Source organism: Leptospira tipperaryensis, assembly GCF_001729245.1.
Lineage (GTDB): Bacteria > Spirochaetota > Leptospiria > Leptospirales > Leptospiraceae > Leptospira > Leptospira tipperaryensis.
This window is the reverse complement of the sequence record NZ_CP015217.1, coordinates 654,852-667,840: the sequence shown is the minus strand read 5'-3', so window position 1 is coordinate 667,840 and position 12,989 is coordinate 654,852. Positions and strand designations below refer to the sequence as shown.

Annotated in this window: 9 protein-coding genes; 5 read left to right on the top strand and 4 right to left on the bottom strand. The window is 42.9% G+C overall.

Annotated features, from left to right (window positions below; translation table 11 throughout):
* Nucleotides 1–68: 68 nt before the first annotated feature.
* Nucleotides 69–599, top strand: a complete 531-nt coding sequence (locus A0128_RS03235; protein ID WP_069606210.1) for a rhodanese-like domain-containing protein — start codon at nucleotides 69–71, stop codon at nucleotides 597–599.
* A gap of 312 nt (nucleotides 600–911) precedes the next feature.
* Here A0128_RS03235 and A0128_RS03225 read toward each other — a convergent pair whose 3' ends face one another.
* Both A0128_RS03225 and A0128_RS03220 read right to left on the bottom strand, forming a co-directional pair.
* Entirely contained in the window at nucleotides 912–1,406 is a 495-nt protein-coding gene (locus A0128_RS03225) for a crossover junction endodeoxyribonuclease RuvC (RefSeq protein ID WP_069606208.1), read from the bottom strand.
* Between the two features lie 102 nt (nucleotides 1,407–1,508).
* A complete protein-coding gene (locus A0128_RS03220) occupies nucleotides 1,509–2,258 on the bottom strand; it encodes a YebC/PmpR family DNA-binding transcriptional regulator (RefSeq protein ID WP_069606207.1) in 750 nt (249 codons plus the stop codon).
* A gap of 178 nt (nucleotides 2,259–2,436) precedes the next feature.
* Between A0128_RS03220 and A0128_RS03215 the strand changes: the two genes are divergently transcribed.
* Nucleotides 2,437–3,048, top strand: a complete 612-nt coding sequence (locus A0128_RS03215; protein WP_069606206.1) for a Tll0287-like domain-containing protein — start codon at nucleotides 2,437–2,439, stop codon at nucleotides 3,046–3,048.
* A gap of 112 nt (nucleotides 3,049–3,160) precedes the next feature.
* Here the strand turns inward: A0128_RS03215 and A0128_RS03210 are convergent, their stop codons facing one another.
* Nucleotides 3,161–5,980 (bottom strand): TonB-dependent receptor plug domain-containing protein, encoded by a 2,820-nt coding sequence (locus A0128_RS03210; protein ID WP_069609076.1) that lies wholly within the window; start codon nucleotides 5,978–5,980, stop codon nucleotides 3,161–3,163.
* Nucleotides 5,981–6,447: 467 nt separating this feature from the next.
* On the opposite strand from A0128_RS03210, the gene A0128_RS03200 reads away from it, so the two are divergent.
* Nucleotides 6,448–6,936, top strand: coding sequence for a PaaI family thioesterase (locus A0128_RS03200; protein ID WP_069606204.1), 489 nt, complete (start codon nucleotides 6,448–6,450; stop codon nucleotides 6,934–6,936).
* 124 nt (nucleotides 6,937–7,060) lie between these two features.
* Here A0128_RS03200 and A0128_RS03195 read toward each other — a convergent pair whose 3' ends face one another.
* Nucleotides 7,061–8,866: a sodium:solute symporter family protein gene (locus tag A0128_RS03195; protein WP_069606203.1), complete on the bottom strand. Its 1,806-nt coding sequence runs from the start codon at nucleotides 8,864–8,866 to the stop codon at nucleotides 7,061–7,063.
* A 179-nt stretch (nucleotides 8,867–9,045) separates the two neighbouring features.
* Here A0128_RS03195 and A0128_RS03190 point away from each other — a divergent pair, with 179 nt between their 5' ends.
* Entirely contained in the window at nucleotides 9,046–10,263 is a 1,218-nt protein-coding gene (locus A0128_RS03190; RefSeq protein WP_069606202.1) for an aspartate kinase, read from the top strand.
* Between the two features lie 532 nt (nucleotides 10,264–10,795).
* The gene (locus tag A0128_RS03180; protein ID WP_069606200.1) at nucleotides 10,796–12,874 is read left to right on the top strand and encodes a methyl-accepting chemotaxis protein; all 2,079 of its coding nucleotides are present in this window, start codon (nucleotides 10,796–10,798) and stop codon (nucleotides 12,872–12,874) included.
* Nucleotides 12,875–12,989 lie beyond the last annotated feature (115 nt).

Here is a 12,989-nt window from a genome sequence, read left to right as displayed (position 1 = left end):
TTTTCAAAACAGAATTGACAAAGAATTTTGAAAGTTTAAAAATTTGAACAGATTCAAGGAGCTTTTTTATGAAAAATATCGTGATTCTTCTTCTATTGGTTTGTTGTAGTAGTATCATCACCGGAAAAGGAAAACGTATATTGAACAACCAGAACAAGATCCCAAATCGCCTGATTGATTATGATAAATTTCAGAAGACTGTAAATTCTTCTGCGCAAGAAAGAGAGACAAAACGTCTTACGGAAGAAGAATTTTTAAAGATGATCTCCGAAAAAGACGTAATCCTTTTAGACGCGCGGAGCGAATCCAGATACAAGCTCAGACATATCCAAGGAGCGATCAATCTTCCCTTTACGGAGTTTACAAAAGAATCCCTCGCCCAGATCATTCCGAATTTTGATACGAAGATTTTGATCTATTGCAATAATAACTTTGAAGGCAGTCCGCAAGCCTTTGCCGCTAAAAGCCCGGGCGCTTCTTTGAATCTCTCCACCTTTGTTTCCTTGAAGGTCTATGGTTATACAAATATCTATGAGTTAGGGCCTTTGTTAGATGTCGAAAAAACAAAACTTCCTTTTGAAGGATCCGAAATTCATTGATTGAAGATCAGGCTGAAACATCGTTCGAATTTTAAGGATTTTTTTATTCGGTTTTTTGTTTTGCCTTTCGACGTGCAACTCATCTCCGCGCATTTCCTTAACCGCAAAGGTAGTTCGAATCTCAAGATAAATTTGTCGGAAGTACGACAATCATCCGTGAAAGCTCGCGCGCCCCACCCTGATTTTGGGTGGTGGAGGCGGGTTGGCGGGAAAACTCGGGAGACTTTTCTATATCAGAGAATTCTACTTTTTGCAAGTAAAAAACGCCTTGTAGGAACTCCTACAAAAGGCAGAAATAAAATTTTCGTTTTTCTATCTTGAAATTCGAAACAACGGACTGGAACTCATAGAAAGTCCCACGTATGCGGCGGCGACCGCGTCCCAAGAATCGTCGTGGCCTTTTAAGAGATCGATATTCAAAAGAAGTTTGAGCGCGTGACGGATCTGCTTTTTATCAGCGGTTCCGCTCCCGGTCGTTCCTTTTTTGATCTGAGAAACGGTAGGTTCTAAAATTTGAATATTCTTTTCCGCTAATGTGATCAAAAGAACTCCCCTCGACTCGAAAACTCGGGAAGCTGTCTTTTTATTCTTTGCGAAAAACATTTCTTCAACCGACGCGATCGTCGGACTAAATTCTTCCAACACTTCGTTGAGCCCTTTTTTTAAAAGAAGAAGATTCTCCGGACTCGGGGTTCTCGGCGGAACCTCAACGGTACCGTAAGTCAAGATCCGAATTTTAGAGGAAGCTTTTTCCAAAACCGCATAACCGGCTCGATGCGAACCGGGATCGATTCCTATAATTCTCACTGTATGTTTTCCGAAAGTGTGTTTGATTTTTTGAGGAAGGCGTTCGATTCTTCTCTTCCTTCAAGAATAAGAAAGAGAAGAATCTTGGAATTCAAAAAAGAATCATTCAAATTCTTTTTCGAGAGAAGGAGCGAGTTCGAAATTGGAAGTGACGGAAGTTACGTCGTCGTGACCGTCCAACTGATCGATCAGCTTCATTACTTTTTCAGCGGTCTCTTTATCCTCGATTTCGGAACTCACCAGAGCTATATAACGAATTTCTGATTCTTCCGATTTGAGTCCTTTCTCGTTCAGAACGTGCATCACCGCTTCGTAGTCGTCCGGAGAAGTGATGACGCGAAAGACTTCGCCTTCATTGACCACGTCTTCCGCTCCGGCGCCGGCTGCGAGATCTACGAGTTCGTCTTCAGTTACTTGCGAAGATTCTAATACGATGATTCCCTTTTTTTCAAAGAGCCTGCTCACCGAACCGGAAGTTGCGAGAGAACCTCCCAATTTGGTAAGAATACTTTTGACTTCCGGTGTCGTTCTAGACTTTTTATCGGTAACAGCGGAAACCATGATCGCGATTCCGCCCGGTCCGAAACATTCATAGAGGCATTCTTCGTATGTAACACCTTCTAAATCTCCCGTTCCTTTTTTGATTGCCCTTTCTATATTGTCTTTGGGCATGTTCACTGACTTGGCCTTCAGCACCGCGAGTCTGAGTCTTGGATTTCCTTCCGGATCTCCTCCACCCATTCTTGCTGCGACTGTGATTTCTTTTCCTACTCTAGTAAATATGGCTCCGCGTTTTGAATCGATCGCGTCTTTCTTACGCTTGATCGTCGCCCATTTCGAATGTCCGGACATGCTTCTATCCCCTAAGATTTGCTTTTTGATGACTGGAATCAAACGAGGTTGATTCAGGATGATACTTTCCAGAAATCAAAAAAAAGACATTCTGTCCATCCTTTTCACAGATGAATTCGTTCGGAAAGAAGAAGGTAAATTTCTTTTCAGAAACGATTCTCTTGCTTAGAATAGACAAATGGACTCGTTTTCAATGGATTCTAAAAAAAATCTTCGGCAATTTCTCTTCGGAAAAAATCTCCTCGCAAGAGCTCTTGCATTCTTTCTCTTTGTGCAATTCTTTATCGTCTGCGATCGCGGCCAGAACCAAGAGAAAAAGGAAATTCTTCTCAAACTCATAGGCGACTTTCAAGTAGATCTGCAAAAAAATCTACAGACCACGATTCAGAAACAAGGAGTTGTAGCCGCACTCGAAGTTTGCAAAACGATCTCTCCTCAGAAAGAAAAGGAAATAAAAGAAGAATTTCCAATGCTCAAAGTTCGAAGAGTTTCGGAAAAACCGAGAAAACCGGATCACCAACCGGAAGAATGGGAAGCCCGTATTTTTAAAGAATGGGCCGAGGCCATGAAAACGGGAATGTCTCCTTACACTGTCATCCTCAGTGAGAACAATCAGGTAAAAATTCTAAAACCGATCATTCTGGAAAATCCAACCTGCCTCAAATGTCACGGCGGTCCTAAAGATATCAGCCCGGCAGTTGCGAAAAAGATTTCTGAACTCTATCCGAAGGACCAAGCGACGGGATACAAAATCGGAGATCTAAGAGGCGCCTTTTCCGCGACTTGGTGATCGGTTTCGAGCGTTTCAGATATATTTTATTTTTAGAATATTCTAAAATGTGAAAGTTTCTAAAAACCCTTGCGCTCCCCTTCCAAACCCGATTTTTTTTATTTTTCGGAATTTAGAATTTGATCTGCATTCCGATGCTGATCAGAGGATAGTATTTCACCTTTCCGCCGAACGCGGTCGATTCGATGTAGTTCGAGTTGTAGATCGGAGATGGATTGCTCGGGGTTGTAATTCCGGTCAGAGGATTTGTGGAAGACATACGAGTAAACTGTCCGAAATTATTATAAGATTCGCTGATCTGGTTTCGATTTCCAAAGAAGTTGATAAATTCTAAATACGTATTCACGTATCCCCACTGATAGTTCATAAAACGGTCGATCCGAATATCGAGCTGATGAAAGTCGGGCCATCTTCCTGAATTGTAATAATCCGAATATTTTGGATTGTAGAGATTGATCCCAGTCGATGCGATTCCCGCCGCTTTATCGGATCCCACGATGGGAGTGATCGGAACATTTGTAAGATAGGTATATTTGCTTCCGATCTGCCAGTCTTGACCGATCTTCCAAGCAACGACTATATTCAAAATATGTGTTCTATCGTAATCGTAGAGAAGAAGTTTATCGTTATCCACGAGAAGTTCGAACTTTCCGTCGTCGTAGTAGTTGAGATAATTTCCGCCTTCGTGAAGTTGATACTGAAGTTTACGGTTTCTATTGTTCTTGGTCCGATCTTTTTCTTCGTCGTCCGTGAGTTGCGGTTGGTGATTGTTTCTTTTCGAAATGGAATTCGTATAAGAAATCCAACCGAAAAATCTTCGGTGCGAACCTTGATTTGCTTTTAAGAAAATTTCCACACCTCGAGAGAATCCGTCTCTTGAATTCGAATAATTCATGTTTCGTACGATCAAAGGATTCTTATTTACGTCGTCCGGATGATTGACGATGTCTCGTTTTTCGTTGTTAGGTTGATACGGATCTTGGATGTAAGCGTCCGGAGTGACAAGATTGGAATACTGATTGTGAAATCCTTCCACCTTGATTAAATAATCGGAAGTCACTCTTTGTTCGATCCCTACCGAAGAATGAATCGAATGTTCCATCTTCAAATTCGGGTTTCCGGAACGAGATGAGAATTGTTCGATTTGAAGCGGGGCGTTGTAGTGTTCTCCGGTTCCCGCTAAAAATTTGGTTCCGGTTTTAAGAATTTCGTATTCCGCTCTGCCTCGAAACGCGTCCCTTTTTTCGTGAGCCTTATCGTAGTAGTCGTGGCGATATCCCGGAAGAACGCTGAATCCTCCGATCTTAAATTCCAATTCCGCAAAACCTGCGATCTCTCTCGTATGAATCTGATCTCCTTCGATGAGAGCCCTGAACTGACGATTAGAATCCAAGAGACTGTTGAAAAAATCCAAGAAAGTAGCGTTGGACGATTTGATATCTTCTCCTTGAAGTTCGATCGTCTTCTCTCGAAGTTGTCCTCCGAATCGGAACGTTAGATATCTTTCTAAAAGAGTAATCCGCGTATTGTTTTCCACAAAATTTATATTCTGCGTAGTTACGTTGGAAAGACCGAAGATCTGTTCTGCGGTGAGGGGATTTTTAAAATCCACATCGAAATTCTCTCGAAAGTAATTATTAGAAACGGAAATAGAAGTTTCAAACCAAGACTTATTATTATAAGAATATCGAAAACCGGAAGTTCGAAACAATCTTTCTAAACCTACGGGAGGCCGCCCCGAAGCGATGGATTGAATCGTGGAAGCGCCGAAGACGTCCTTCTTGCTGTTTTCAAAATTATCCTGAGCCTTGGTATATTGTTGTTTGTCCTTGGCCCCGAAAAGCAAAACGTTAAACGTATGATTGTTTCCCGGCTTCCAGTTAAACTTCGCTTGATAGTCTTCGTAGTCGGCGTATTTCGCGTCGGGAGGAATTCCGTCCGGATAGAGTTTTAAAAGAGCGACGTTCGGATAAGATTTTCTTGCGGAGACGATCGCAAAAAGGTTATCGGCGATTTTGTTCTGATGATAAACGTCCGAAAGAAACGTATTCAGGTTTACGATGGAGAATGTTTTCGCAACCGCGTCGGGGGTTCTGATATCGATGATTCCGCCCGTGGCAAAACCGAATTGAACCGGGAAAGCGCCGGAATAAATATTAAACGACTTTATAATATTATTATTTAATACGGAAGACTGATCTCCGAGGTGATACGGATAAGACATCGGGAAACCGTCGAGATAATAACCGTTGGCGAGAGCCCCTCCTCCGCGCATCACGAGAAAACCCCTTTCACTGTTCGAATAAGGATTCGAATTTCCGACGCTATTAACAAGATTGTTAAACGAAGAAGAGGAAAGTCCGATCGGAGGGACTGCTACGATCCCCGGAAGAGTTTGAATCGCTTTGAGAGCGTCGTTTTGCGCTCCGGGAAGCCTGCGAATCTCTTCTTGTTGAAGAGTATATCGAGAAAGAGATTCCAGATCCTTATCTCCATATACGTTGATTTCTCCGGAAACCGGCTTTCGAATAAAAAGGTATTTTTTCTGACCGTCGTATTCTACCGTTATGCTCTTTTTAAAAACCCTCTCCGAAGTCATAATTCTTAGATTGTAAGTTCCTGGAGCCGGGAAAGAAGCCTTTACGACCCCGTCTCCGTTCGTAATCAGATACTTTCCGATTTCTTGAAATACGACTGGAGTATTTGCGACTGCGTTGTTTCCGGATTCTTCCGTGATCACAACTTCGACTTGTAAGGGCTTTTCGGCAAAAAGAGAATTCAGTGAGAATCCAAAAAAACAAAGAAACACGTAGAAACGTCGATACGAAATTCCGCGAAGAAAAAGACGAGCTGGGAAAAATTTTCCGGATGAGAGGACGGGCTTTGAAAGAAAAGAGAATCGATCGATCGTAAGTCTTGCAATTATTTTCATTTCTCTGCCGGAAACTTCAAAAAACAAACTGGGACTTGTTTTTCAATCTATAATTATCTTTCAAAACCAATTCCTCGGGCGGTTGAAGTCTTTCGGGAAAGAGTAATTTTCAAAAGTAAACAAGTGGGTCTTGAATTTTGAATGTCTTGGACCAAAAAATAAGATCGAAGCATCCTAAAATCCGATTCAAACCCGAGTTCGAAACTTGAATTCAAAAAAGAAGGAAACGTTATTCTCTCCGGACCGGACCAACGGAAGTTCTTTTTCAAGAATTTTTTGAACGCTGCAAAGTTTGTCGGACCAAATGACTCGCTCTGCAAAACATTGACAAAAAATAAATTTCATTCTTAACAGCAAATGGGAAGAATCCTTTGTTTTTCAAACTTTCGCCGAACCCTTACGAAGACGAATTTTAAATTGACATGCACCGTTAATAGTTTTATATAAAACTATTAACGGTGCTCAAAATGATAGATAACTCTTCATGGAAACTTCTACTCTACCAATGGAAGATGTTTTTGAAATGCCCGATTTACTGGAGATGCGGGGGAAGAATCCTTCAATTCACGGAAGATCTCAGAGAGATGAAGGTAAAACTTCCATTCAATCGTAATACAAGGGGTTTGATGGGCACACACTTCGGAGGTGCGCTCTATGCCTTTGTCGATCCGATTCCTCTTCTCATGCTCAAAGAAAATTTAGGAGAAAATTATATCCTCTGGGATGTCAACGGTTCGATCGAATACATTAAGGCGACTTCTCAAGACGTTTTTGCGGAATTCAAAATTCCTCCTGAAGTTTTAAATAAAATTACGGGAGAATGCGAACAAAAGAAAAAAACTCTTTTCAATCTCAACATTTTGATCCAAGAAAAGAACGGCGACGTTGTCGCCAAAGTCGATAAGACAATTTACGTCCGTAAAAAATCGGATCTTTTGAAAAGAAGATCGGCGTGATAACCCACTTTCGATCGAACTTCAAATTCGGCTTTGAGTGAAATGTTTGGAAAAATTTTTGTAGGAACTCCTAAAAATCCAACTTCTATAAAGCCAAATGTGGGAACTCCCGCAATTTCGATTCTTAATTCTTACTAAATCCCTTTTTCCAATACAAACTTCCCAAAGAAACAAATCCGATCAGAGAAATCAACCCCTGCCAAGGTTGTAAAAGAAGAAAGTATCCAAGAGAAAACATTCCGAAAAAGAGAGCCGATGTTCCCAAGATCCATAGATAAATTCGGCTCTTAAATTCGTTCAGTCTTACTTCGCTCTCTTTTCCCTGCCAGAATCCGAAAGGATTCACTCTTTCTATAAAGGCGTCTAACGTTTCCTTGGGAACCGGAGGTGTAAGCAATGTTACGACGATCGATACGACGACCGAACCCATCGCCACCCAGAAAAGAAGATATTCGGATCTTACTTCCGGATAGACCGGATAAAGAATCATGGATAGAATCAAAGCGGTTATCATTCCGGAAAGTTCCGTCCACGCATTCGCCCTCCACCAAACCCATCTTAGAATCTGAGGCAATCCCATTCCCGAAGCGAAGGCGAGCAAAAATTTCCAAGCGCTTGCGATGGATTGAATCTGAGTTGCGACCAAGATCGCGATGATGGACATGAGGACTACCGCAATCCGGCTCACTCTCACCAATGTCTTATCACTCGCAGAAGGATGAATAAAACGAAGATAGAAATCGTTTACGAGATAACTCGCTCCCCAGTTGATATGAGTGTCCGCGGTCGACATAAAAGCCGCCATCAAACTCGCAAAGACGATCCCCAAAACCCCCGTGGGTAAAATTAGTTTCATCAAAACGGGATAACCCATCTCTCGATCGTTTCCAACGATTTGTCCTTCCGCAAAATAACGAGTAGGATCGTGAAGAGGAAAGACGACTAACGTTACGAGCGCAGTCAAAACCCAAGGCCAGGTTCGAATGATAAAGTTTGCAATGTTAAACCAGAGCGATCCTTTTTCGGCCTCTTCCGGATTCTTCGCCGTATGAATTCTTTGCGCCAAATATCCGGAACCGTCCGAATAGTATTGAGCCCACCACTGAACTCCTATGAATATTAGAAAAACAGTAAACGGTAAGGACGCGTCTTGAAAGTCCGGCCAAAAACTTAAAATCGATTCGTGTTTGTCGGGATATACTTCCTCCATCTTCAAAAGAAGACCGGAAATTCCGCCCTGACTCGAAACCGCGTAGACCGCGAATAGAATCGCTCCTCCCATTCCCAGAGCAAATTGCACGAGGTCCGTAAGAATCACACCTTGGATCCCGCCCATGCTACTGTAGATCACGACTACAAGAAAAAGAATCAAAACCGTGATCGTATTATTCAAAGAATCGAATACTAAAAACGAAGGCCATAAACTTTGAATCGTAGAAAAATTTTCAGGACCGAGAAGTTCATTCCAATCCAAAAACGGTCCCGTGATCTTGGACATCGCCTTAAAAACCCATCCGAGTACAATCGAATTTACTAATATACTCAAATAGAACGCTTTGACCATTCTTAAGATCATCGCGGGTTTTCCGCCGTAACGAAGTTCGACGAACTCTACGTCGGTGAGAACTTCCATTCTTCTCCATTTTCCCGCAAAGAAAACGGTCATTGCCATATAACCGATCGCCCAGCTCCACCAAAACCAATTCGCGGAGATTCCATCCGCCGCGACAAAACCGGTGATCACGAGAGGAGTATCAGCAGCGAAAGTTGTGGCAACCATCGATGTCCCGAGCCACCACCAGGGAAGTTTGCGGTCGGCTACGAAATAAGAAACCAGACTTTTACCGGCCTTGGGTGAAAGAAGAACCCCCGCGCCGAATGCAAAAAGGAGATAAATCGAAAGAATGGACCAATCAAGGATGCTAAACATGTTTTCTTCTTTGAACGTAAAATGGGAAATATTTCAAACTTCGTTCTTCCCCGGTGTTGATAAAACTTTCGTCAGTTTTGAGTCTTTCCCTGAGAACGAAACCCTCTTTCCAAAATCGGAGAATCAAAATCGAATTCTCTTGATCCCCCGCCCGAAAAGAAAAATATGACCCTCAGGTTATGGCAAATATCATCGTTCAGAAATACGGCGGAACTTCCGTGGGAACCCCGGAAAGAATCCAGAACGTTGCAAGAAGAATCAAATCCTATCATGACAAGGGTCAACAAGTCGCGGTCGTTGTTTCCGCAATGGGACATACGACGGACGAACTCGTCGAACTCGCGGGTAAAATTTCTAAGAATCCTCCGAAACGTGAAATGGACATGCTCCTTTCTACGGGAGAACAAATTTCAACGGCCCTTCTCGCCATGGCCCTCTGGGAGATTGGAGTTCCCGCAACTTCTTTTACGGGTTCTCAGATCAAACTTCTTACGGACGGAAATTTTTCAAACGCGAAGATCAAGATGATCGATCGTTCTCGTATCGATGCGGCTTTCGAAGAAGGAAAGGTCGTCATCATCGCGGGATTTCAAGGAATCGACGCGGATGAGAATATAACGACTCTGGGAAGAGGCGGATCCGATACTTCCGCAGTCGCGATAGCCGCCGTCCTTGGCGCAAAAGAATGTGAAATTTATACCGACGTGGACGGAGTTTACACCGCCGATCCGAGAGTGGTTCCTAACGCAAAAAAGCATAAGCAGATCACTTACGAAGAGATGCTCGAACTTGCAAGTTTAGGCGCGGGTGTTCTTCATTCCAGAAGCGTCGAGTTGGGAATGAATTACGACGTTGTAATCCACGTCCGTTCCAGCTTCAATGATAACCCGGGAACACTTGTGGTGAGCGAGGATAAAATTATGGAAAAATTAAAAGTCAGCGGAGTCACCGCAAAAAGCGATCAAGCGAGAATCACGATCGCCGGAGTTCCGGACAAACCCGGTTTAGCGGCGGGACTTTTTGGAGAATTGAGCACGAAACATATTCTTGTCGATATGATCGTTCAGTCCTCTCCGCATAATGGAATCAATACGATCTCCTTTACGATTCCAAAAAAGGACGTTTTGGAAGCGAAGCCGATTCTTCAATCGTTCTCGAAAGCACAGGGTGCAAAAGAACCGGAGATCAACGAAAGTATCGCGATCGTTTCCGCGGTCGGAGTCGGAATGAAATCTCACGTCGGAGTTGCGGCTGGAATGTTTAAGGCGCTCGCGGACAATGGAATCAACATCGAAATGATTTCCACTTCCGAAATCAAAATTTCCTGTGTGATTCCGGAAGACCAAGCAAAGATCGCGATCAATAAGATTCACGACGTCTTCGGTCTTTCCAGCTAAGTTTCTTTTTTTAACCCCGGGTTTTTAAGAATCCGGGGAGAATCTAACTTTCCCACCGATTCGACCCAACACTCTTCTTACGATGTAAACTTTTTCGGATTCCAGTCTTTCTTTTCCACGTTGTAAGTTTGTTTGTAAAATTTAGAAAAGGGGGAACTCCTATTTTTCTTCCCTCGTATCGCGAAGCCATCATTGGAAGAATTCTCGGAAAAAGACCTCTGCCTTTCCTTTGGAAGGAGAAATTTTGCGGGAACTCCCGCGATTCCTGCTTCTAAAAGATAAACGTTTCCTACAAAGTGCGAGATCCGGAATTCCGACATTCAGAATTCTTTTATCGTTTTAAAATCTGAGATGAAATCCTTCTTCTCAATCCTCTTATGAGAAGAATTAGAATGTGACATAGAAAGGATTTTTCCCTTCTCCGATAGAATGAGGAATTTTTTATAATCTGGCAATATTTTGCTCGAGCTTTTCGTCCGATCCTCTTTTAATTACCCTTTTCCATTTCTTGAGTAACAACTCGGAGTTTGCTATGAGCATTCGTTTTCGCATTTCTCTTTATCTTTCCATCGTTCTTTTTGTCGGTTTTACGGTTTTGGCCGGAACAAATTCTTATACCGCTTATCAAAATCTGAAAACGGAGGTCGTCAATAGTTCGAATGTTACTGCGGAACGCTGGACTTTCGAAGTGAAGGATCATCTAGACACAACGATGGCTCTCATCCGAGGGTTTCGTTTTCCTCTTATGTATGCGACCCCTACGAGAAGTCAGGTCATCTTCGCTCTCAAAGAAATATTAAAACGAAATGAAAATTACTACGGAGCCTGGGTTGCGTACGAGCCGAACGGATTTGATGGAAGAGATTCTCAATTTAAAAACACCGAAGGGCACGACGCGACCGGAAGATTTGTTCCTTATCTTCATCGTGGAAAAACAAAAGAAGAAATCGTCTTAGAAGCCGCGAAAAACTACGACAACCTCGGTCCGGACGGGGACTGGTATCAAATTCCGAAAAAATCAAATTCTCCATTGGCAACCGATCCGTATTATTACGAAGTACAAGGAAAGATCAACGTTCTTATGATTTCCTTGGTGGTTCCCATTAGCACCGATGGAAAATACTACGGAGCCGCGGGCTTAGACTATCAATTAGAAGAATTACAAAATCTCATCGGAGATACAAAGCCGTTTCGCAATCAAGGTTACGTCGCTCTCATTTCGCCCAAAGGAATTTACGCAATCAACGGCCTTGATAAGAATTTAGTAGGGAAGCTGATTCCCGAAAAAGAAGAACTCGATTCTTATCTTGTCAAAAGTCAGGAAGGAAAAAAATTCAATTTTAATTCTCACGGTCACAGTCATTATCTCTTTCCGTTTCATATCGGAAAAGAAAAAAGATTCTGGGTCATGCAGGTCAGCATTCCGGATTCTATTTATCGAGACGATATCGCGGGAATTTTAATTCGAGGTTTTATCTCGACTCTTGTGATCTTAATCGTCGTCCTTTTCAGTCTGAATTTTATATTCCAAAAATTGATTACTTCCGGACTTCTCAAAGCGATCGGTTTTTCCGAAGAAATCGCAAAGGGAAATCTTTTAGCGGAAAAGGAACACGACAAAGAAGACGAAATCGGAACCTTGCTCGGATCCATGAATCAGATGCGGGAAAATCTTCTCCGAGTGGTTCGAGAAATCGGAGCCTCCGCTTCTAAACTCAAAAGTACTTCTCAAAAGATGGCGGATTCTTCCAGAAGTTTTTCCGATGTCGCACAAACGCAAGCTTCGGCTGCGGAAGAATCTTCTGCGGCAGTGGAAGAACTCGCTGCCTCGGCGCAAAACGTCGGTAAGTCGATGGAGAAAGCCGTCTCGAGTATGAAAGAAATCGACGGGAACGTGGATCGGCTTAAAGAACAGATCGTAAACATCAATAACGAAATGCAAGGGCTCGTCCAACTCGCGGCTCGATCCAAAGAGCAAGGAATCACCGGCGAAAACGCAATGATCGCTTCCACAAGCGCGATGGGCGCCATCGGCGAAAGCGCTTCTCGGATCACTGAAATTCTTTCCATCATCACCGAGATCTCTGAGAAGACAAACTTGCTAGCGCTCAACGCAGCCATCGAAGCGGCAAGAGCCGGAGAAGCGGGAAAAGGTTTTGCGGTCGTCGCCGAAGAAATCGGAAAACTCGCTTCTCAAACTTCCACGAGCGTACAAGAGATCGGCGGTTTAGTCAATTCTACAAACAACGCGGTTCTCAACGGGAACTCAAAAGTTTCGGAAGCGTCCGCCATTCTTCGTAAACTCAGAGAACAAGTGGAAGAATTTGATCGTTACGCAAAGAACGTTCTTTCTTCCGTAAGAAACCAAGAGGAGAATACGAAAGAAATTTCTCAGAACGCGAACGAACTCATGACCTTCAGCATTCAAATCGAAGAAGCGGTCCTCGAACAAAAACACGCAACGGATGAGATCACAAAAACGATCGTAAGCATCTCCGATGGAACCCAAGAAATCGCAGCGGGCGCGGACGACCTCACTTCTTTTTCCGGAGAAATGCACGGACAAGCGGAACAACTCGGTCAACTGATCGGAAAATTTAGAACGGAGTAAAGTTTAAAATCTAAAATTGAACCCGATCTAGAAAAACTCAGAATTATAATACTCTGTAGAATTTTATGATTCCAATCAAAAGAAGCTGAACTTTTTCTCAATTTGAATTGAAGAC